The sequence below is a fragment of the Streptomyces sp. NPDC104831 genome, assembly GCF_055583025.1.
Genome location: NZ_JBVJOT010000057.1, coordinates 18,003 through 37,972, shown reverse-complemented (window position 1 = coordinate 37,972; position 19,970 = coordinate 18,003). Strand labels below are relative to the sequence as shown.

The following is a 19,970-nucleotide window of genomic DNA, read 5'->3' as shown; positions in this document are numbered from 1 at the left end:
GCCGGGTGAGCCAGGCGTACGGCATCGCGGCCGTGTCGGCGGCGGTCCTGGCGACCCTGGTGATCGGCTCGGCGGGACTGCGCGTCTCCCGCACCACGTCCGACTTCTACGTCGCCTCCCGCACCGTTCCGCCGTACCTCAACGCCATGGCCGTCAGCGGGGAGTACCTCTCTGCTGCCTCCTTCCTCGGCATCGCCGGACTCGTCGCCGCCGAGGGCGTCCAGATGCTCTGGTTCCCCGTCGGCTACGCGGCCGGCTATCTCGTCCTGCTCGTCTTCGTCGCCGCCCCGCTGCGCCGCTCCGGCGCCTACACACTGCCCGACTTCGCCGACTCACGGCTCGAGTCCACGGCCGCCCGGCGCGTCGCCGGCATCCTCGTCGTCGGCGTCGGCTGGCTCTACCTGCTGCCCCAGCTCCAGGGCGCGGGCCTCACCCTCGGGCTGGTCACCGGCGCGCCGCACTGGCTCGGCGCCGTCCTCGTCGCCGTCGTCGTCACCCTGGCCGTGGCCGCCGGCGGCATGCGCGGCATCACCTTCGTCCAGGCGTTCCAGTACTGCCTGAAACTGACCGCCCTCCTCGTGCCCGCCGTCTTCCTGCTGCTCGCCTGGCACGGCGACCCGCGTCCCGCCGGCGCCGTGGCGGAGCCGCCGACCTTCCGCCGGCACACCGAGGTCACCGTCGACAGCACCGTACGGCTCCGGATCGAGGCACCGCTGCGGGCCGTCGCCACCGGCGCCGTGGACGGCAGGGGCTACGACGGCGGACCGCTGGTGCTGGACCCCGGCGTGCACGAGATCCGGGCCGGGACCACGCTGCGGTTCCCGCCCCGGACGCCGGTGCCCGAGCGCGTGCCCGGCGACGGCCCGGCGGGCGGCGCCGCCGGCTGGGCCGCACCGTTGTCCGGCGGCGAGGAGGAACACCCGCTGTACGCCACGTACGGCCTGATATGCGCCACGTTCCTCGGCACCATGGGGCTGCCCCACGTCCTCGTCCGCTTCTACACCAACCCCGACGGCCGCGCCGCCCGGCGCACCACCGTGATCGTGCTCGCCCTCGTCGGCGGCTTCTACCTGCTGCCGCCCCTCTACGGACTCCTCGGCCGGCTCTACGCCCCGGACCTGCTGCTCACCGGCGACACCGACGCCGCCGTCCTCGTCCTGCCCGAGCGGCTGATCGGCGGCACCGCCGGTGATCTGCTCGGCGCGCTGATCGCCGCCGGCGCCTGCGCGGCGTTCCTGTCCACCGCCTCCGGGCTCATCCTGTCCGTCGCGGGCGTGCTCAGCCAGGACGTGCTGCCCTCGCTCGGCGTCCGCCGCTTCCGGCTCGCCACGCTGCTGGCGGTGGCCGTGCCCGGCACGGTGAGCGTGGCCGCCGGGCAGCTCCCCGTCGCCGGCGCGGTGGGACTCGCCTTCGCCGTGGCCGCCTCCTCCTTCTGCCCGCTGCTGATGCTCGGCATCTGGTGGCGCGGACTGACCCCGCCCGGTGCGATCGCGGGGCTCCTCGCCGGCGGCGGCGGCGCCCTGACCGCCGTCACCCTGACCATCGCCGGGCCGCCCCTGCGGGGCTGGGCGCACTCCCTGCTCGCCTGGCCCGCCGTGTGGTCCGTCCCGCTGGGCTTCCTGACCATGATCCTGGTGTCCCTGGCCACCCGGGACCGCGTCCCGGCCGGCACCGAGGCCGCCATGGCCCGCCTCCACCTGCCCGAACGCCCGGCCGGCCGGGGCGTGCCCACCACCCGCCGAGGAGTGACGACACCATGACGACGCACCGCCGCCGGTGGTCCGCGGCCCACGGCACGCCCCGGTGAACGGCCTCGCCCTGCTCGCCACCGGCGCCCCGCTGCTCTTCGCCGCCGGCCTCGCCACCGGGCGCCTGCTGGCCCGCCGCGCCGACCGGGCCGGCGCGGACCCCGGCACCCCCGTGGAGCGCGCCACCTTCCGCACCCTGCACACCGCCTCCGTGGCCGCGCCCCCGCTGCGCGCCGGGCTCACCCCGGACGCGGCCCGCAAGGCGGTACGCGGGCTGCGGCCGCTGTTCGGCACGGCCGCGCTCGCCCTCACCGCCGAGGACCGGCTGCTGGCCTGGGAGGGGCCCGGCCGGCACCACACGGACACGGCCCTGGAGCGGGTCCGCCAGGTGCTGGAGACCGGCCGGGCGCAGACCTTCGCCGTCGGCTGCCCGGACCCTGACTGCCCGGTGCGCTGGGGGGCCGCCGCGCCGCTCACCGTGGACCGGCGGGTGCTCGGCGCCCTCGTCGTGCTCGGGGCAGGGGAGCCGGGGTCCGGGGCGCGGGCCACCGAGGAGGTGGCGCGCTGGGTCTCCGCCCAGCTCGAACTCGCCGACCTCGACCGGGCCCGTACCGGGCTGATCGAGGCGGAGATCCGCGCGCTGCGGGCGCAGATCTCCCCGCACTTCGTCTACAACTCCCTCGCGGCGATCGCGTCCTTCGTCCGCACCGACCCCGAACGGGCCCGCGAACTGCTGCTGGAGTTCGCCGACTTCGCCCGCTACTCCTTCCGCCGCCACGGCGCGTTCACCACCCTCGCCGAGGAGCTGCGCGCCATCGAGCAGTTCCTGGAGCTGGTGCGCGCCCGGTTCGGGCAGCGGCTGGAGGTCACCCTGCGGATCGCCCCCGAGGTGCTGCCGGTGGCGGTTCCCTTCCTGTGCCTGCAGCCCCTGGTGGAGAACGCGGTCAAGCACGGGCTGGAGGAGAGCGCCGGGCGCGGCCGGATCACGATCACCGCGCGGGACGAGGGGGCGACGGCCCGGATCGTCGTCGAGGACGACGGCGTCGGCATGGAGCCGGACCGGCTCCGCGGGATCCTGCGCGGCGGGGACGGCCCGGCGGCGGGCATCGGGCTGCGCAACGTGGACGAGCGGCTGCGCCAGGTCTACGGCGACGAGCACGGCCTGGTGATCGAGACCGGCGTCGGAGCCGGGATGAAGATCACCATCCGGGTCCCGAAGTACCGGCCCGGAGTACACCCCGCGCCCCCCGACCCCGCGCCCCCCGGTCCGGCGCCCCCGGCACCGCGCTCCTGACCCGGCCCCCGGTCCGGCGCCCTCGGGCACCGCGCCCCCGGGCACCGTGGCGCCGGGGGTCCGCGGGCCGCGGCGGTCTACGGCGCCTCGGTCGCCGGGGTCTGCCGCCGCCGGCGCCGGGCCGCCATCACCGCGTAGACGATGATCCCGACGAACAGGAACAGCACGCCCTGGTACACGGCGGCGTAGCCGGCGCCCGCCATCAGCCAGACCGAGAACGCGGCGGCCACCGCGGTGATCACGGAGTCCCGCACCAGCCGCCCCCGGTCGACCGCCCCGGGCCCGCCGGCCACGAGGTGGAAGATCTGCGCGGCGGTGGCCAGCAGATACGGCACGGTCGCGGTGAACGTGGTGACCAGCACCAGGACGTCGAAGACCTTGCCCGAACCGGAGGAGTAGTTGTAGACGGTGAGCAGCGAGGCGAGGACGACCGTCACGCCGACGCCGACCGTGGGCACCCCCCTGCGGCGGCGGGCGAAGGCGCTCGGGAACAGTCCGTCGCGCGCCGCCGCGTACGGCGTCTGGGCGCTGAGCAGGGTCCAGCCGTTGAGACAGCCGGTCATCGACACCAGCGCGGCGAGTGCCACCGCCGTACCGCCCCAGCTGCCGCCGAACATCGTGTTCACGGCGTCCGAGAACGGGGCGGTGGAGGACACCAGACGGTCGTGCGCGACCGTGCCGAACACCGACACCGTGCCCAGCAGGTACACCAGTGCCGCGCCCGCGGTGCCGATGACGGTGGCCCGGCCCACGTTGCGCCGGGCGTTTCGGACCTCGCCCGCGCTGACGGCGGCGGACTCCACTCCGAGGTAGGAGAAGAGCAGCAGGGCGGCGGAGGCGGACACCGCGCCGACCGCGCCGTGCCCGCTGGAGTTGAACGGCCCGAGCCGGTCCGGGTCGAAGAAGAACAGGCCGCCGACCGCGACGAGCAGCAGCGGCACGAACTTCAGCACGGTGGAGACCAGCTGGACGGCGCCCACGTACCGGGTGCCGGCGAAGTTGGCGAGGGCGGGCAGCCACTGCAGGACGAGCGCGGCCAGGCACGCGGTCCAGCGGTGGTCGCCGACCGGTATCAGCACGTCCAGGTAGCCGACGGCCGCGACGGCGAGCGCCGCGTTCGACACCCAGGTGGTGATCCAGTACGACCAGGCCGCGAGGAAGCCCGCGAAGTCGCCGAACGCCTCGCGGGCGTAGACGTAGGGGCCGCCGGTGCGCGGGTCCCGGGCGGCCAGCCGGCCGAAGACCAGGGCGAGCGCGATGGCGCCGACGGTCAGCACGCCGAAGGCGACCAGGCTGACCGTGCCGTAGGGGGCGATGGAGGCGGGCAGCAGGAAGATGCCCCCGCCGATGATGTTGCCCATGACCAGCGCCGTGGCGACGGGCAGGCCGAAGCGGCGGGCATGCCTGCCGGCGTCGCCGTGCGGGTTGTCGTCGGCGGGAACCGTGGGGGACGCCGCGGGGGTCTCCGCGGAGGCCGGAGCCGACCGTGCGACGGTTCCGGTGTTGTGCATGGGTGGTGCGCCTCTCATGGAACGGACGTTCCCGGGATCACCGGGACGGGCTCCATGGTCGGGGATGCGCCGATCTGGCTCAAAATCGCCGTTTTTTGTTCCGTATGGACCGCGTGATCACGCAAAAAACGTCGCGGCGCGGCCCCGTGGCCGCCGGATGTCCCGCACCGCAGGAGGTCAGTCCGCCGCCCACAGGCCGCGCACGTGCCCCAGGTGCCGGGTCATGATCGTGTGGACGGCCCGCTCGTCGCGCTCCAGCAGGGCGTCCAGCAGCTCCAGGTGCTCCTCGGCGGAGGCGAGCAGCCGGCCCGCCTGGACCAGCGCGGTCAGCCCGTACAGCCGGGAGCGCCCCCGCAGGTCGGCGACGACCTCGACCAGGTGCGCGTTGCCCGCGAGGGCGAGCAGGCCGAGGTGGAAGCGGGTGTCGGCCTCGACATAGGCGATCAGGTCGCCCGCGGCGGCGGCGACGACGATCTCCCGGGCCGCCGGGCGCAGCGCCTGAAGCGAGACTTGGTCGGCGGTGCGGGCCAGGTCCACCACGGTCGGGATCTCGACGAGCGCCCGGATGTGCGTGTACTCGTCCAGCTGCCGGTCGGAGACGACGGTGACCCGGAACCCCTTGTTGGGCACGGTGTCGACCAGGCCCTCCTTGGCCAGGTCGAGCATCGCCTCCCGCACCGGCGTCGCCGACACGCCGAACCGGGCGGCCAGCGAGGGCGCCGAGTACACCTCGCCCGGCCGCAGCTCGCCCGCGATCAGCGCGGCGCGCAGGGCGTCCGCGACCCGCTCGCGGTAGCTGCTGCGCCGTCCGCCGAGCCGGGGGAGCGCGGACAGCTCCGCCTCCCGCGTGTTCTGTGCCATGTCACGCATCACCGGGGTGAGTGTAGAGGAGCCCGGCGGACGCTACAGGACGAACCCCTCGGGGAACGGGTCGTCCGGGTCCAGCAGGTACTGCGCCGTCCCGGTGATCCACGCGCGGCCCGTGAAGCTGGGCAGCACGGCCGGCACCCCGGCGACCTCGGTCGTCCCGAGCAGCCGCCCGGTGAACCGGGTGCCGATGAAGGACTCGTTCACGAACTCGGTGCGCAGGGGGAGTTCGCCGCGGGCGTGCAGCTGCGCCATGCGCGCGCAGGTGCCGGTACCGCAGGGGGAGCGGTCGAACCAGCCCGGGTGGATGACCATGGCGTGCCGGGAGCGGCGGGCGGTGGCACCGGGCGCGTACAGGTGGACGTGGTGGCAGCCGCGGATGGAGGGGTCTTGGGGGTGGACCGGCTCGTCCTGTTCGTTGACCGCCCGCATCAGCGCCAGTCCCGCCGCCAGGATGTCGTCCTTGCGGGCGCGGTCGAAGGGCAGCCCGAGGGCGTCGACGGGCAGGATCGCGTAGAAGTTGCCGCCGTAGGCGAGGTCGTAGCCGACGGTGCGGCCGTCGGGCAGGGTGACCTCGCGGTCCAGGCCGGCGGCGAACGACGGGACGTTGCGCAGCGTCACGCTCCGGGCCGCGCCGTTTGCCACCGCGACCTCGGCGACCACGAGCCCCGCCGGGGTGTCCAGCCGGATGGTGGTCACCGGCTCGGTGACCTCCACCATGCCCGTCTCGACCAGGACGGTGGCCACCCCGATCGTGCCGTGCCCGCACATCGGCAGACAACCGGACACCTCGATGTAGATGATCCCCCAGTCGCAGTCGGGGCGGGACGGCGGCTGGAGGATCGCGCCGCTCATCGCCGAGTGGCCGCGCGGCTCGTTCATCAGCAGCCGCTTGACGTGGTCGCGGTGTTCGCGGAAGTACAGCCGCCGTTCGTTCATCGTCGCGCCGGGCACGGTGCCGATCCCGCCGGTGATCACCCGGGTCGGCATGCCCTCGGTGTGCGAGTCGACGGCGTGCAGGACGAGCTTGCTGCGCATCTTCCGGTCTCCTTCCCGGCCGTCAGGCCAGTCCCGCGGCCACGGCCTTCTCGGTGGCCGCGCGGACCGCGGCCTCCTGCCCGGGCGGCAGCGGGAGCCTGGGCGGGCGCACCGGGCCGCCGTAGTGGCCGACGACGTCCATGGAGAGCTTGATCGCCTGTACGAACTCCGTCCGGGAGTCCCAGCGCAGCAGCGGGTGCAGCTGCCGGTACAGGGGGAGCGCGGTGGTCAGGTCGCCGGCCGCCGCCGCGCGGTACAGCTCCACCGAGGCGCGCGGCAGCGCGTTGGGGTAACCGGCCACCCAGCCCTTGGCGCCGGCCACCGCCAGCTCCAGCAGCACGTCGTCCGCGCCGATCAACAGGTCCAGTTCCGGAGCCAGTTCGGCGATCCGCCAGGCGCGGCGCACATCGCCGGAGAACTCCTTGACGGCCTGCACCAGCCCCTCGCCGTGCAGCCGGGCGAGGAGTTCGGGCACCAGGTCCACCTTGGTGTCGACCGGGTTGTTGTACGCCACCACCGGCAGGCCGGCCCGCGCGACCTCGGCGTAGTGGGCGAGGACGGAACGCTCGTCGGCACGGTAGGCGTTGGGCGGCAGCAGCATGACCGCCGCGCAGCCGGCCGCGCCGGCCTGTTCGGCCCAGCGGCGGGCCTCGGCCGAGCCGTACGCGGCGACGCCCGGCATCACCCGCTCCCCGCCGACCGCGGCCACGGCGGTCTCCACCACCCGGGCCCGCTCCTCGGGGGTGAGCACCTGGTACTCGCCGAGCGAGCCGTTCGGCACGACGCCGTCGCAGCCGGCCGCGACGAGCCGGGCGCAGTGCTCGGCGTAGTGGTCGTGGTCGACCGAGAGGTCGTCGCGGAACGGGAGGGCGGTGGCGACGAGGACGCCGTGCCAGGGGCGGTGCGGTACGTCGGACATGGGGGTCCTCGCTCTCCGTGGGGTGTGACATGGCACTGTCGTGTGTTCCTACTCCGTGTCCGGCAGGCCGGCCAGGACCCCGAGCGGCACCGGCCGGGCGAACGGCCGTCGTCCGGCGCCGAGCGGACAGCCCGTCAGTCCGGCCACCGCGGGCCCGCACATCCGGCCCTGGCACCAGCCCATCCCGGCCCGGGTGAGCAGCTTCACGGTGCGCGCGTCCCGGGCACCGAGCGTGCCGACGGCCTCGCGCACCCGCCCGGCGGTGACCTCCTCGCAGCGGCACACCACCGTGTCGTCCGGCAGCCGGTCCCGGCCCGCCCAGCCCGCGGGCGGGGCGTACACCGCGTCCAGGGCCGCCGCGAGCGCCCGCGCCCGGGATCTCGCCCGGCCGGCGCCGGCCCAGCGGTCCGGGTCGGGCACGCCGCCGTGCAGCCGCGCGGCGGCCGAGCACCCGGCGATGTGCCCCTCGGCGAGCGCGAGGGCCGCGCCGCCGACACCGGTGGCCTCCCCGGCGGCCCAGACGCCGGGCACGTCGGTGCGCTGCTCCGCGTCGACCCGTACGGCGGTGCCGGTCAGGGCGCAGCCGAGGGCCTCGGCGAGGTCGGTGTGCGGCAGCAGTCCGTGTCCCACGGCGAGCGTGTCGCAGGCGAGGCGCCGGGCGGTGCCCGGCCGCGGGCGCCCGGCCCGGTCGAGCGCGGCCACCGTCACCGCCTCCAGCCGCTCGGTGCCGTGCGCCGCCACGACCGTGTGCCGGGTCAGGGTGCGCACCCGGTGCCCGAGCAGCCGGGCCGCGTACCCGGCGCCCTCGGCGAGGGTGCCGGGCCGGGCGGCCAGGGCGGGGGCCCGGCGCAGCAGCGCGGCCGGACGGGCGGACTCGACCAGCGCCGCGACCCGGGCACCGGCGGCGGCGAGCCCGGTGGCCACCGGCAGCAGCAGCGGCCCGGTCCCGGCGACCACCGCCGCGCGCCCGGGCAGCACCAGTCCGCCCTTCAGCATGGCCTGCGCACCGCCCGCCGTGACGACCCCGGGCAGCGTCCAGCCCGGGAAGGGCAGCACCCGCTCGTAGCCGCCGGTGGCGAGGAGCACGGCGTCGGCGCGGACGGTGACGCCCTCCTCCTGCTCGGGACCGCGCAGGGCGTGCACGGTGAACCCGCCGGAGCCCGGTTCCCCGGCGACACACCACACGTGATGGTCGCTCAGGTGGATGAGGCGGCCCGCCGCGCAGTGCCGCGCGAGGCCCGCCCGCAGCCGCTCCCAGGTGCGCCACCGGTGGTGCGCGGCCCGGGGCCGGCGGGCGCCGAGGCCGGCGGCCGGCTGCCGGTAGAACTGCCCGCCGGCCTGGTCGGCCGCGTCGACCAGGATCACCCGGACCCCGCGTGAGGCCGCCGCCAGGGCCGCGGCCAGGCCGGCGGGGCCCGCGCCGACGACGGCGAGCCGGGGCCGCTCAGTCATCGTCCCGGCCCGTCCCCCGCTGGGTGCGGATCACGTCTCCCGGGCGCACCGGCACCAGGCAGGCCCGCTGGTTGGGGCGGCCGTTGACGGTCACCAGGCAGTCGAAGCACACGCCGGTGCCGCAGAACACCCCGCGCGGCTCGCCGGTGCCCCGGGTGCCCCGCCAGGCCGTCACGCCCGCCGCCCACAGCGCCGCCGCGACCGTCCGGCCCGGCAGCGCCCGCAGGGGCCGGCCGTCGAAGGCGGCCGTGCGGGCCGGGCCCGGCCGGGCCCGCGTCCACTTGAGGGGATTCACCGGTCCTCGCCTCCCTGTGTGTCGAACCGCTCCGGACGAAACGGCGTGAGGTCCAGCTCGGGCGCCTTCCCGGTGAGCGCCCGCGCGACCAGCAGACCGGTGCCGGGGGCCAGCCCGATGCCGGCGCCCTCGTGCCCGCAGGCGTGGAACAGGCCGGGCACCCGGGGGTCGGGGCCGATCGCCGGCAGACGGTCCGGCAGGTACGGGCGGAAGCCCGCGTACGTCCGCAGCGCGCGGACCCGCTCCAGGAACGGGAAGAGCCCGACGGCCCCGGCGGCGAGCGCCCGGACGGCGCGCAGCGACAGCGAACGGTCGAAGCCCACCCGCTCCCGGGTGGCGCCGATCAGCACCGGCCCGGCCGCCGTGCCCTCCACGACCGGGGAGGTGCGCAGCCCGGCCGAGTCGCTGGCCACGTCGGCCACATAGTCCGCCGCGTACACCTTGTGCCGGATCCTGCGCGGCAGCGGCTCGGTGACCAGGACGAAACCGCGCCGGGGGAGCACCGGCAGCCGGACCCCGGCGAGCGCCGCGAGGTCGCCGCCCCAGGTGCCGGCCGCGTTCACCACCGCCGGGGCGTGCAGGTCGCCCCGGTCGGTGCGGACGCCGTACACGGTGCCGGCGGCCGTGCGCAGCACCCCGGTCACGGTGTGGCCGAGGTGCAGCCGGGCGCCGGAGACCCGGAGCAGCCGGGCGGCGGCGCGCGCGGGCATGACCTGGGCGTCCTGCGGATAGTGCGACCCGCCCGCCATGCCGGGCGCCAAGTAGGGCTCCAGTTCGGCGAGTTGCCCGGACGCCACCGGTACGGCCGTGACGCCGGCGGACCGCTGCCGCGCGGCGAAGCCGTGCAGCGCGGCCAGCGCGCCGGGCGTCGGGGCGACCACCAGGCCGCCCTTGGGCTCGTACTCCAGCTCGGCGCCGGCGCCCGGCTCCCCGGCCAGTTCCGCCCACAACCGGACCGACAACAGGGCGAGTTCCAGCTCCGGGCCCGGCTCCTTGTCGGAGACCAGCAGGTTGCCCTCGCCCGCTCCCGTGGTGCCGCCGGCCACCGCGCCCCGGTCCACCACCCGTACCTCCAGGCCGGCCCGGGCGGCGTACAGCGCGCAGGCCGCGCCCGCCATCCCGGCTCCGACGACCACGACATCGCAGGTCAGCCGCTTCGCCACGGCAGTACTATGTCACATGTTTCTCACTCTGAGGAGACCCCCGACTCCGGTGCGTGGACACCCCCTTGACGCCGTACCGAGCCGGATCGACACTCCAGGGGAGGGAATCCTAGTGAAGAGGTAGGGAATCATGACGCGCCTCGCACCGGGCACCGGCCGTACGGTCCGGACCCCGTGGCACGCGCCCCTGCTCACCTCCCGCCGCCACATCGACCTCCAGCGTGTCTGCAGCGCGATCAGCCGCCACCGCTGAACCGGGCCCCTCGGCCCCGCCGGCCGGCCGACGCCCGTGCCGGAAGCGCCCGTCCGCACGCCCACCACCCGGGGAGACGCATGTCCATCACTCCGCTCGCCGCCGTGCCGCCCGCCCGCCGCACCGCCCCCCTCTTCCGGGGCCGGATCGGCCGGGACGCGCGCAGCGGCCACTACGCCGTGCCGCACCGCTACCGGCTCCATCTGTCGACCGCCTGCCCCGACGGGCTGCGCCTCGCCGTCGGCCACAGCCTCCTCGGCCTGGACGCCCGCTGTCCGGTCACCCCGCTGCCCGCGGTCCCGGACTGTCCCGACGGCGGCCACGCGGCACTGCGCCCGCTGTACGAGGCGAGCGCCCACCACTACACGGGCCCGGCCCTCGCCCCCGTCCTCAGCGACGACTGGTCCGGACGCATCGTCAGCACCCACGCCCCGGACATCCTGCGCGACCTGGACCGGTTCCGGCCGGACGACCACGCCCGCCTGTACCCGGCCGGCCTGGAGTCCGTGATCGAGGCGGTCGAGCGGATGTGCGCCGAGGGCATCGAGGAGGCCGCCCAGCGCGCCGGCCGGGCGGGCGCCACGCCGCCGGAGCGGGCCGCCGCGCTGGACACCCTGCTGGACACCCTGGACCGGCTGGAGCGCCGGCTGAGCGGCGAGGAGTACCTGGCCGACGGCCGGCTCACCGCCGCCGACATCGAGCTGTGGGTGGCCCTGGTGCAGCTCGACACCGTCCACCGCTGCCATCTCGACGCCTCCGCCGTGCACCGGGTGGCCGGGCACCACGCGCTGTGGGCCTACGCCCGCCGGCTGGCCGCCCACCCCGCGTTCGGCCGCCATCTCGACCTCGACGGCATCGCCCGCCGCCACCACGGCCGCTGCCGGGGCCTGGAGGCCGCCGGAGCCGCCGTCCAGATCCTGGACTGGGCGGGCCACGCCGGGCACACCCCGGGCGCCCGCCGCAGGTGAGAGCGGTTCACCGGGGTCCAGTGGGCGGACGGGCGTTGACATTCGAACGGGCAACTGCCTTACTTACGGCTCAGAACGGTCATGAGCGTCAGCGCCAAGCCCTGGCTCGCTGACCGGCAACCCTCGCACCGCGGTGGGGTGCCCCAGGTGACGACCGGACCGGACGACGCATTCGGTAAGCGCGAGGCCCCGCGGGGCCACGACAGTGACAGGTGACGCCATGTACGCAGCTTCCAGGACGGCCCCGAGCCGCCCCCAGGGCCGCGTACCGTCGTACGCCGGTCTCCTGGTCGCCGACCGTGCCGTCGACCTGCTCCGGGTGAACAGCGCACTGTGTACCGCGCCGGGCATCGCCCGCCGCCGGGGCTGACCTCTCCCCATCGCCCTCGCGTTCCCGCCGCGCACCCCGCTCGCCCGGTGTGCCGTAGTCCGCCCACCCCCGGTTCCGCGCCGGTCCGTGCGCCGCCCCGTGCCCCAGAGCCGTCGCGGCCCGCGCCCGCCCGGCCGCGGCCCGGGGTGCCCGACCTCGCCGGAGCCCCTCATGAGTGAACCCCCAGGCGCCGCCGTCTCCCTCGCCGAGGCGCCCCTCCCAGCCGACGCACCGCCAAGAGAGCTGACGGCGCAGCGGGTCCAGCCGCTGCGCCGGCCCGGGCGGTGGATCGTCACCGCCGTCGTCCTCGTGCTCGTCGCGCAGATCCTGCACGGACTGGCCACGAACCCCTTCTACCAGTGGGACCGCTTCCGCTACTGGTTCCTGCGCCCCACCGTCGTCGACGGGCTCCTCGTCACCCTCGAAGTCACCGCGTTCAGCGCGGTCCTGGGCCTCCTCGGCGGTGTCCTGCTCGCGCTCGGCCGGCTCTCCGGAAGCCCGGTGCTGCGCGCGGTCAGCTGGACCTACACCTGGCTGTTCCGGTCCGTCCCGCTGATCGTGGTGCTGATCTTCCTGTACAACTTCAGTGCCCTGTACAAGACCCTGAGCCTCGGGGTGCCGTTCGGCCCGGCCTTCGTCACCTTCGACGAGTCCCGGCTGGCCACCGACATGACCATCGCCGTCGTCGGCCTCACCCTCAACGAGGCGGCCTACGCGGCCGAGGTGGTCCGCGGCGGCATCCTCTCCGTCGACCAGGGCCAGCACGAGGCCGCCGCCGCGCTCGGCCTGCCCCGGGGCTACCGGTTCCGCAGGATCGTCTTCCCGCAGGCCCTCAGGTCCATCACCCCGAACTACGTCAACCAGCTGATCGGCCTCGTCAAGAGCACGTCCCTGGTGTTCTACGTGTCCCTGCTCGACCTGTTCGGCGCGGTGCAGTCGATGGGCAACACCTACCCCGGCGACGTGGTGCCGCTGCTGATGGTCGCCACCGTCTGGTACCTGCTCCTCACCAGCGCAGTCTCCGTCGTCCAGTTCTACGTCGAGCGGCACTACGCCCGGGGCGCCACCCGCACCCTGCCGCCGACCCCGTTCCAGCGGGTCCGCGCCCAACTCGCGGACCTGCGGGCCCGGTTGCGCAGGGAGGCCGCCGTATGACCACCGCCCAGACCCAGGAGAAGGCGGCACCCGTCGCGCTCGAGGTGCACGGCGTGCACAAGTGGTACGGCACCCACCGGGTGCTCGACGGCATCGACCTCACCGTCCGCCCCGGCGAGGTCACGGCGATCATCGGGCCCTCCGGCTCCGGCAAGTCCACCCTGCTCCGGGTGATCAACCACCTGGAGAAGCCCGAGATCGGCCACGTCAGCGTGGGCGGCGAACTGATCGGCGTCAAACGGCACGGCAAGGGGCTGAAGGAACTCGGCGAGCGCGCCCTGCTCGCCCAGCGCGGCCGGATCGGCTTCGTCTTCCAGAACTTCAACCTCTTCCCGCACCTGACCGTCCTCGACAACGTCGCCGCCGCCCCCGCCGCCACCGGCCGGCTCACCAGAGCGGCGGCCCGGGACCTCGCCCGCGAACTGCTCGGCCGCGTCGGCCTCGGCGACAAGTGCGACGCCTACCCGCGGCAGTTGTCCGGCGGCCAGCAGCAGCGCGTGGCCATCGCCCGCGCCCTCGCCCTGCGCCCCGGGATCATCCTCTTCGACGAGCCGACCTCGGCGCTCGACCCCGAGCTGGTCGGCGAGGTGCTGGCCGTCATCAAGGACCTGGCGACCAGCGGCACCACCCTCGTCATCGTCACCCACGAGATCGGCTTCGCCCGCGAGGTCGCCGACCGGATCGTCTTCCTCGACGCCGGCCGGATCGTCGAACAGGGCCCGCCCGCCCAGGTTCTGGACCACCCCCGGCACGAACGCACCCGCGACTTCCTCGGCAAGGTCCTGTGACCCACCGCCCGCCCCACCACCCCTCGACACCCCGAACGACAAGGACAGCCATGCCCCGCCAGTTCTCCCGACGCACCCTCGTCCGCGGCCTCACCGCGGCGACCGCCACCCTCTCCCTCGCCGGCTCCCTCGCGGCCTGCGGGGGAGACGGCGACGCCGCCACCACCAGCGGCCCGGCCGGCACGGTGACCGTGGGGCAGCTGTCCAACGGAGCGGCCGAACCGACCGAGTTGAAGGTCTCCGAGGTCAAGTCCATCAGCGCCGAACTGCCCGCCTCCATCCGCAAGAGCGGCAAGCTCGTGATCGGCGTCGGGGCCCTGCCCTCCGGATCGGCGCCGCTGAACTTCGTGGGCAGCGATCAGAAGACGCTCACCGGATCCGAGCCCGACCTCGGCCGGCTGGTGGCAGCGGTGCTCGGCCTGAAGCCCGAACTGCGCAACTCCACCTGGGAGAACCTCTTCGTCGGCCTCGACAGCGGCAAGAACGACGTCGCCTTCTCCAACGTCACCGTCACCGAGGAGCGCAAGAAGAAGTACGAGTTCGCCTCCTACCGCAAGGACAACCTGGCCTTCGAGGTCTTGAAGAAGAGCACCTGGAACTTCGACGGCGACTACGAGAACCTCGCCGGCAAGACGGTCACCGTGGGCGCCGGCACCAACCAGGAGAAGATCCTGCTGGAGTGGAAGGCCAGACTGGCCAAGGAGGGCAAGAAGCTCACCGTCAAGTACTTCCCGGACCAGAACGCCATCAGCCTGGCGCTGCGCAGCGGCAAGGTCGACGCCTACCTCGGGCCCAACCCCGCCGTCGCCTACCGCACCCGGCAGACCGCGCACACCCCCGACCCGACCCGCAACGCGGGCACCTTCTCCGGCGCCGGCGAGACGGTCCAGGGCCTGATCGCCGCCACCGCCAAGAAGGACAGCGGACTCGCCAAGCCGCTCGCCGACGCCCTCAACTACCTGGTCGACAACGGTCAGTACGAGAAGTGGCTCGCCGCCTACAACCTCTCCAACGAAGCCGTGCCCAAGGCCGAGATCAACCCGCCCGGACTGCCCCTGGACAACTCCTGACACCGCCCGGGAACAACCCGCGGCGGGCGGGCGTTGACCGTCATGACGAAACCCACCCGGCGGGCGCCGACCCGGCCCGCCGTGTCCGACGGAGGGAGGCGGCGGCCGTGACCCGAGCGCCCGACCAGGCCCGCCCGCCGCGCCCGTACCGCTCCGTCCGGCTGCACTCCCGGCCGCACATCGACCTCCAGCGCGTGTCCGCCGCGCTCTGTCGCCGCTGATCCCTGCCCGGCCCCCGGCCCGGCCGCACCTTCCGCGTGCCCGCCCGGCCCCCGCCGCGCACCCCGGCCCGCGCCCGGCCGCGCGCCGCTCACCCACGTACGGACATCAAGGAAGGCACAGACGTGTCGCCGACTGCCCCCGCACACCTGCATCTCGCCGTCGCCCTGGACGGCACCGGCTGGCATCCCGCCTCCTGGCGCGAGCCGGTCGCCCGCCCCCGGGACCTGTTCACCGCCGGCTACTGGGCCGACCAGATCACCGAGGCCGAACGCGGTCTGCTCGACTTCGTCACCCTGGAGGACGGCCTCGGCCCGCAGTCCTCCCGGCGCCGGGAGGCCGACGAGCGCACCGACCAGGTCCGCGGCCGGCTCGACGCGGTCCTCATCGCCTCCCGCGTCGCCCCGCTCACCCGCCACATCGGCCTGGTCCCGACCGTGGTGGCCACCCACACCGAGCCGTTCCACATCTCCAAGGCCATCGCCACCCTCGACTACGTCAGCACCGGCCGCGCGGGCCTGCGCGTCAAGATCAGCGCCCGCCCCGACGAGGCCGCCCACTTCGGCCGCCGCACCATCCCCCGGCTCGACCCCCACGACGGCGCGGACACCCCGGCACCGATCTCCGAACTGTTCGACGAGGCCGCCGACCACGTGGAGGTCGTCCGCCGGCTCTGGGACAGCTGGGAGGACGACGCCGAGATCCGGGACGCCGCGACCGGCCGCTTCGTCGACCGGGACAAGCTGCACTACATCGACTTCGAGGGCCGCTTCTTCCACGTCAAGGGCCCCTCCATCACCCCCCGCCCGCCGCAGGGCCAGCCGCCGGTCACCGCCCTCGCCCACCGGACCGTCCCCTACCGGCTGGTGGCCCGCCAGGCCGACGTCGGCTACGTCACCCCGCGCGACGCGGACCACGCCCGCGCCATCGTCGCCGAGATCCGCGCCGAGCAGCGGGCGGCCGGCCGCGCCGGAGAACCCCTGCACGTCTTCGGGGACCTCGTCGTCCTCCTCGACGACGGCGAGGAGGCGGCCCGGGCCCGGCTGGACCGGCTCGACACGCTCGCCGGCGAGCCGTACAGCAGCGACGCCCCGGTCTTCACCGGCACCGCCGCCGGGCTCGCCGACCTGCTGGAGGAACTGGCGGCCGGCGGACTGACCGGCTTCCGGCTGCGGCCCGCCGTCACCGGCCACGACCTGCCCCGGATCACCCGGGACCTGGTGCCCGAACTCCAGCGCCGCCACCGCTTCCGCACGGCCTACGAGGCGTCGACCCTGCGCGGCCTCCTCGGCCTCGCCCGCCCCGCCAACCGCTACGCCACCGCCGCCGCCTGAGCCGGGAGGACCCGCCCCACCATGAGCAAGCCGCTGAAGCAGATCCACCTGGCCGCCCACTTCCCGGGCGTCAACAACACCACCGTCTGGAGCGACCCGGCCGCCGGCAGCCACATCGAGTTCGCCTCCTTCGCGCACTTCGCCCGGACCGCCGAACGCGCCAAGTTCGACTTCCTGTTCCTCGCCGAGGGCCTCAGGCTGCGCGAACAGGGCGGCAAGATATACGACCTGGACGTGGTCGGCCGCCCCGACACCTTCACCGTGCTCGCCGCCCTGGCCGCCGTCACCGACCGGCTCGGCCTGACCGGCACCATCAACTCCACGTTCAACGAGCCCTACGAGGTGGCCCGCCAGTTCGCCAGCCTCGACCACCTCTCCGACGGCCGGGCCGCGTGGAACGTCGTCACCTCCTGGGACGCCTTCACCGGCGAGAACTTCCGGCGCGGCGGCTTCCTGCCGCAGGAGGAGCGCTACTCCCGCGCCAAGGAGTTCCTCGCCACCGCGCACGAGCTGTTCGACTCCTGGCACGGCGACGAGATCCTCGCCGACCAGGCCACCGGCACCTTCCTGCGGGACGCCCGGGCCGGCTCGTTCGTGCACCAGGGGCAGCACTTCGACATCCAGGGCCGGTTCAACGTCCCGCGCTCCCCGCAGGGCCGTCCCGTCATCTTCCAGGCCGGCGACTCCGACGAGGGCCGCGAGTTCGCCGCCGCCGACGCCGACGCGATCTTCAGCCGGTACGCCACGCTGAAGGAGGGACAGGCGTTCTACACGGACGTCAAGTCCCGCCTCGCCAAGTACGGCCGCCGCCCGGAGGACCTGCTCATCCTGCCCGCGGCGACCTTCGTGCTCGGCGACACCGACGAGGAGGCCGCCGAACTCGCCCGCGAGGTCCGCCGGCAGCAGGTCAGCGGCGCCACCGCGATCAAGCACCTGGAATTCGTGTGGAACCGGGACCTGTCGGCGTACGACCCGGAGGGCCCGCTGCCCGACGTCGACCCGGTGGTCGCCGAGGAGCACATCTCCCGGGGCCGCGCCCAGGTGCGCATGTACCGCGACCCGGTCGCCATCGCCCGCGAATGGCGGCAGCTCGCCGAGGCCAACAAGTGGTCCATCCGCGACCTCGTCATCAACACCGGCAACCGGCAGACCTTCATCGGCTCGCCCGCCACCGTCGCGCGGACCATCAACGAGTTCGTCCAGGCCGACGCCTCCGACGGCTTCATCCTCGTCCCGCACATCACCCCCGGCGGGCTCGACCCGTTCGCCGACAAGGTCGTCCCGCTGCTCCAGGAACAGGGCGTCTTCCGCACCGAGTACGAGGGCACCACCCTGCGCGACCACCTCGGCCTCGCCCACCCCGACACCGGCCGCCGCACCGGCGCCCCGGCCGAGCGGGCGGCGTCGTGAGGTTCCTCGCCGTCACACTGATCGTGCACCGGCCGGATCCCGCCACCGGCGTGCTCAAACCGACGCACGAGCGGTTCCGCGAGGTGCTGGAGGACGCCATCCTGGCGGAGGAGCTGGGCTTCGACGGGTTCGCCGTGGGGGAGCGGCACGAACGGCCGTTCCTCTCCTCCGCGCCGACGGTGGTGCTCGGCCACGTCGCCGCGCTCACCCGCCGCATCCGGCTGTTCACCGCCGTCACCACGCTCAGCCTGCTCGACCCGGTCCGGGCCTACGAGGACTACGCGACCCTGGACCACCTCTCCGACGGCCGGCTGGATCTGATCATCGGCAAGGGCAACGGCTCCGCGCAGCGCGAGCTGTTCCGGGTGACCCCCGAGGACCAGTGGGCCCGCAACGCCGAGAGCTACGAGGTGTTCCGGCGGCTGTGGCGCGAGGACAAGGTGACTGCCGACACCCGGTTCCGGCCGCCGCTGAAGGACGCCGAGGTGTGGCCGCGGCCGTACCAGCGGCCGGTGCGGGTCTGGCACGGCAGCGCCACCAGCAAGGAGTCCGTGGACCTCGCCGCGCGCTACGGCGACCCGCTGTTCTCGGCGAACGTCACCCATCCCATCGAGCCGTACGCGGAGCTGATCCGGTACTACCGCGAACGCTGGGAGCACTACGGCCACGACCCGGCGGACATCGCGGTGGGCGCGGGCACGGCCGGACTGTACGTCGCCCGCACCTCCCAGGAGGCGCTGGCCGCCTACCGCCCGGTCTTCGAGGCCACCCTCGCCTACCAGCGGGCGGCGGGCCTGCCCGTGGTCTTCGAGACCCTGGAGGACTTCGCCGCCCGCAGCTCGGCCCTGATCGGCAGCCCCGAGCAGGTCATCGACAAGGTGCACCGCTACCACGAGGAGTTCGGGCACACCGTGCTGCACGTGGCCGCGGACGCGGGCGGAATCCCGCCCGCCGGGCACCGCGACTCGCTGGAACTGTTCCAGTCCGAGGTGGCCCCGGTACTGCGCCGGACCATCCCGGACCCCCCGTTCCCCTGGGCCCCGGCCGTCCCCGGCCCGGCGCCCGCACCGGCCTCCGTGCCGGCCGGCCGCTGAGCCCGCACGCCGGCACCCCGGGTTCGCACCAGCGCACATCCGAACTCCGTATCGAGGAGATGGCATGACCACCGTCACCGATCACGACACCAACCTCGTCATCCACCGGGCCGGCCCGCGCATCGGCGCGGAGGTGACCGGCGTCGACCTGACCCGCCCGGTCGACGAGTCCACCGCCGGCGCGCTGCGCCGGGCCTTCCGCGACCACAAGGTGCTGGTCTTCCGCGACCAGCACCTGACGCCGGACCAGCACGTCGAGGCCGTACGGCTGTTCGCCGAGCCGTTCGACCACCCCACCGCCACCCGCCACCCGGACCACCCGCTGGTCTACCCCTACAACGTGCGGCACACCGGCAAGGCCAGCACCTGGCACATCGGCGGCCTGTGGCGCACCCCCGCCTTCGCCATCGAGTCGCTGACCTACGACGAGGTCCCCGAGCTCGGCGGCCACACCCTGTGGGCCGATCTGCAGGCCGCCTACGACGACCTGTCCGAGCCCTTCAAGACCCTGCTGGCCGGCGTCAGCGCGGTCTACGACGGCAACCCCGAGAACTACGCCCAGGGCAGCCGCAAGACCGCCCTCGGCGAGACCACCACCGAGCACCCCGTCGTCCTCGAACACCCCCTCACCGGACGCAAGGGGCTGTTCCTCAGCTCCTCCGCGCTCGGGCTCACCGGCGTCACCGAGCAGGAGGGCCGCACCCTGCTCGACCACCTCCTGCGGCACGCCGCCTCGCCGGACTACACGATCCGCTTCGGCTGGCGGCCCGGCGACTTCGTCCTCTGGGACAACCAGGCCACCTGGCACTACGCCGTCGACGACTACGGCGACGGCGCCCGCGTCTACCGCAAGGTCATCGCCGTGGAGCCGCTGCGCCCCGCCGCCTGAGCGGACACGGCGCCAGTGCGACGGCACCGGCACGGGGGGGGGGGGGGGGGGGGAGGGGGGGGGGGGGGGGGGGGGGGGGGGGGGGGGGGGGGGGGGGGGGGGGGGGGGGGTGGGTGGTGGTGTGTTCGGTAAG

The 19,970-nt window shown here is 74.7% G+C and carries 20 protein-coding genes and 1 riboswitch; of the genes, 13 read left to right on the top strand and 7 right to left on the bottom strand.

What is annotated here, in order from left to right; genetic code table 11:
* Nucleotides 1–5: 5 nt before the first annotated feature.
* Together ACZ63H_RS31015 and ACZ63H_RS31010 are read left to right on the top strand one after the other, a co-directional pair.
* Entirely contained in the window at nucleotides 6–1,760 is a 1,755-nt protein-coding gene (locus ACZ63H_RS31015) for a sodium/solute symporter (protein WP_469870766.1), read from the top strand.
* Between the two features lie 43 nt (nucleotides 1,761–1,803).
* Nucleotides 1,804–3,042 carry a sensor histidine kinase gene (locus ACZ63H_RS31010; RefSeq protein ID WP_469870765.1) on the top strand — a complete coding sequence of 413 codons (1,239 nt, stop codon included), beginning with the start codon at nucleotides 1,804–1,806 and terminating at the stop codon, nucleotides 3,040–3,042.
* A 77-nt stretch (nucleotides 3,043–3,119) separates the two neighbouring features.
* Here the strand turns inward: ACZ63H_RS31010 and ACZ63H_RS31005 are convergent, their stop codons facing one another.
* The 7 genes from ACZ63H_RS31005 to ACZ63H_RS30975 form a co-directional block, all read right to left on the bottom strand.
* Nucleotides 3,120–4,553 (bottom strand): amino acid permease, encoded by a 1,434-nt coding sequence (locus tag ACZ63H_RS31005; protein WP_469870763.1) that lies wholly within the window; start codon nucleotides 4,551–4,553, stop codon nucleotides 3,120–3,122.
* 177 nt (nucleotides 4,554–4,730) lie between these two features.
* Nucleotides 4,731–5,414, bottom strand: a complete 684-nt coding sequence (locus tag ACZ63H_RS31000) for a GntR family transcriptional regulator (RefSeq protein ID WP_469870761.1) — start codon at nucleotides 5,412–5,414, stop codon at nucleotides 4,731–4,733.
* Nucleotides 5,415–5,456: 42 nt separating this feature from the next.
* Nucleotides 5,457–6,458, bottom strand: a complete 1,002-nt coding sequence (locus tag ACZ63H_RS30995) for a proline racemase family protein (RefSeq protein ID WP_469870759.1) — start codon at nucleotides 6,456–6,458, stop codon at nucleotides 5,457–5,459.
* 22 nt (nucleotides 6,459–6,480) lie between these two features.
* Nucleotides 6,481–7,377 (bottom strand): dihydrodipicolinate synthase family protein, encoded by an 897-nt coding sequence (locus ACZ63H_RS30990; protein ID WP_469870757.1) that lies wholly within the window; start codon nucleotides 7,375–7,377, stop codon nucleotides 6,481–6,483.
* 48 nt (nucleotides 7,378–7,425) lie between these two features.
* A complete protein-coding gene (locus tag ACZ63H_RS30985; RefSeq protein ID WP_469870756.1) occupies nucleotides 7,426–8,829 on the bottom strand; it encodes an FAD-dependent oxidoreductase in 1,404 nt (467 codons plus the stop codon).
* Nucleotides 8,822–9,124, bottom strand: a complete 303-nt coding sequence (locus ACZ63H_RS30980; RefSeq protein WP_469870754.1) for a (2Fe-2S)-binding protein — start codon at nucleotides 9,122–9,124, stop codon at nucleotides 8,822–8,824. Before ACZ63H_RS30980 ends, ACZ63H_RS30985 begins: the two co-directional genes overlap by 8 nt.
* The gene (locus ACZ63H_RS30975; protein WP_469870752.1) at nucleotides 9,121–10,287 is read right to left on the bottom strand and encodes an NAD(P)/FAD-dependent oxidoreductase; all 1,167 of its coding nucleotides are present in this window, start codon (nucleotides 10,285–10,287) and stop codon (nucleotides 9,121–9,123) included. The genes ACZ63H_RS30980 and ACZ63H_RS30975 overlap by 4 nt, the downstream gene beginning before the upstream one ends.
* 130 nt (nucleotides 10,288–10,417) lie before the next feature.
* Here ACZ63H_RS30975 and ACZ63H_RS30970 point away from each other — a divergent pair, with 130 nt between their 5' ends.
* The 11 genes from ACZ63H_RS30970 (at nucleotide 10,418) to ACZ63H_RS30920 (ending at nucleotide 19,837) form a co-directional block, all read left to right on the top strand.
* Entirely contained in the window at nucleotides 10,418–10,540 is a 123-nt protein-coding gene (locus ACZ63H_RS30970) for a putative leader peptide (RefSeq protein ID WP_467932384.1), read from the top strand.
* 80 nt (nucleotides 10,541–10,620) lie between these two features.
* Nucleotides 10,621–11,508: a glutathione S-transferase C-terminal domain-containing protein gene (locus ACZ63H_RS30965; RefSeq protein WP_469870750.1), complete on the top strand. Its 888-nt coding sequence runs from the start codon at nucleotides 10,621–10,623 to the stop codon at nucleotides 11,506–11,508.
* Between the two features lie 77 nt (nucleotides 11,509–11,585).
* Nucleotides 11,586–11,696, top strand: a riboswitch (SAM riboswitch).
* Between the two features lie 32 nt (nucleotides 11,697–11,728).
* Nucleotides 11,729–11,878, top strand: a complete 150-nt coding sequence (locus ACZ63H_RS30960; RefSeq protein ID WP_469870748.1) for a hypothetical protein — start codon at nucleotides 11,729–11,731, stop codon at nucleotides 11,876–11,878.
* A gap of 171 nt (nucleotides 11,879–12,049) precedes the next feature.
* A complete protein-coding gene (locus tag ACZ63H_RS30955; RefSeq protein WP_469870746.1) occupies nucleotides 12,050–13,033 on the top strand; it encodes an amino acid ABC transporter permease in 984 nt (327 codons plus the stop codon).
* A complete protein-coding gene (locus tag ACZ63H_RS30950; RefSeq protein ID WP_469870744.1) occupies nucleotides 13,030–13,821 on the top strand; it encodes an amino acid ABC transporter ATP-binding protein in 792 nt (263 codons plus the stop codon). The genes ACZ63H_RS30955 and ACZ63H_RS30950 overlap by 4 nt, the downstream gene beginning before the upstream one ends.
* Nucleotides 13,822–13,871: 50 nt before the next feature.
* The gene (locus tag ACZ63H_RS30945) at nucleotides 13,872–14,891 is read left to right on the top strand and encodes an ABC transporter substrate-binding protein (protein ID WP_469870742.1); all 1,020 of its coding nucleotides are present in this window, start codon (nucleotides 13,872–13,874) and stop codon (nucleotides 14,889–14,891) included.
* A gap of 107 nt (nucleotides 14,892–14,998) precedes the next feature.
* Nucleotides 14,999–15,112, top strand: a complete 114-nt coding sequence (locus ACZ63H_RS30940; protein WP_469870740.1) for a putative leader peptide — start codon at nucleotides 14,999–15,001, stop codon at nucleotides 15,110–15,112.
* Nucleotides 15,113–15,235: 123 nt separating this feature from the next.
* A complete protein-coding gene (locus ACZ63H_RS30935; protein WP_469870738.1) occupies nucleotides 15,236–16,444 on the top strand; it encodes an LLM class flavin-dependent oxidoreductase in 1,209 nt (402 codons plus the stop codon).
* A gap of 21 nt (nucleotides 16,445–16,465) precedes the next feature.
* Nucleotides 16,466–17,854 (top strand): NtaA/DmoA family FMN-dependent monooxygenase, encoded by a 1,389-nt coding sequence (locus ACZ63H_RS30930; protein ID WP_469870736.1) that lies wholly within the window; start codon nucleotides 16,466–16,468, stop codon nucleotides 17,852–17,854.
* Nucleotides 17,851–18,948: an LLM class flavin-dependent oxidoreductase gene (locus tag ACZ63H_RS30925; protein WP_469870734.1), complete on the top strand. Its 1,098-nt coding sequence runs from the start codon at nucleotides 17,851–17,853 to the stop codon at nucleotides 18,946–18,948. The genes ACZ63H_RS30930 and ACZ63H_RS30925 overlap by 4 nt, the downstream gene beginning before the upstream one ends.
* Before the next feature lie 64 nt (nucleotides 18,949–19,012).
* Nucleotides 19,013–19,837, top strand: a complete 825-nt coding sequence (locus ACZ63H_RS30920; protein WP_469870732.1) for a TauD/TfdA dioxygenase family protein — start codon at nucleotides 19,013–19,015, stop codon at nucleotides 19,835–19,837.
* The last annotated feature ends 133 nt before the right edge of the window (nucleotides 19,838–19,970 follow it).

Bases quoted from the DNA above. Each gene is read 5' to 3' on its own strand.
- ACZ63H_RS30965 (WP_469870750.1), top strand. From the start codon at position 10,621: ATGTCCATCACTCCGCTCGCCGCCGTGCCGCCCGCCCGCCGCACCGCC.
- ACZ63H_RS30930 (WP_469870736.1), top strand. From the start codon at position 16,466: ATGAGCAAGCCGCTGAAGCAGATCCACCTGGCCGCCCACTTCCCGGGC.
- ACZ63H_RS30995 (WP_469870759.1), bottom strand. From the start codon at position 6,458: ATGCGCAGCAAGCTCGTCCTGCACGCCGTCGACTCGCACACCGAGGGC.
- ACZ63H_RS31005 (WP_469870763.1), bottom strand. From the start codon at position 4,553: ATGCACAACACCGGAACCGTCGCACGGTCGGCTCCGGCCTCCGCGGAG.
- ACZ63H_RS31000 (WP_469870761.1), bottom strand. From the start codon at position 5,414: ATGGCACAGAACACGCGGGAGGCGGAGCTGTCCGCGCTCCCCCGGCTC.
- ACZ63H_RS30960 (WP_469870748.1), top strand. From the start codon at position 11,729: ATGTACGCAGCTTCCAGGACGGCCCCGAGCCGCCCCCAGGGCCGCGTA.
- ACZ63H_RS30970 (WP_467932384.1), top strand. From the start codon at position 10,418: ATGACGCGCCTCGCACCGGGCACCGGCCGTACGGTCCGGACCCCGTGG.
- ACZ63H_RS30950 (WP_469870744.1), top strand. From the start codon at position 13,030: ATGACCACCGCCCAGACCCAGGAGAAGGCGGCACCCGTCGCGCTCGAG.
- ACZ63H_RS30985 (WP_469870756.1), bottom strand. From the start codon at position 8,829: ATGACTGAGCGGCCCCGGCTCGCCGTCGTCGGCGCGGGCCCCGCCGGC.
- ACZ63H_RS30990 (WP_469870757.1), bottom strand. From the start codon at position 7,377: ATGTCCGACGTACCGCACCGCCCCTGGCACGGCGTCCTCGTCGCCACC.
- ACZ63H_RS30945 (WP_469870742.1), top strand. From the start codon at position 13,872: ATGCCCCGCCAGTTCTCCCGACGCACCCTCGTCCGCGGCCTCACCGCG.
- ACZ63H_RS30920 (WP_469870732.1), top strand. From the start codon at position 19,013: ATGACCACCGTCACCGATCACGACACCAACCTCGTCATCCACCGGGCC.
- ACZ63H_RS30955 (WP_469870746.1), top strand. From the start codon at position 12,050: ATGAGTGAACCCCCAGGCGCCGCCGTCTCCCTCGCCGAGGCGCCCCTC.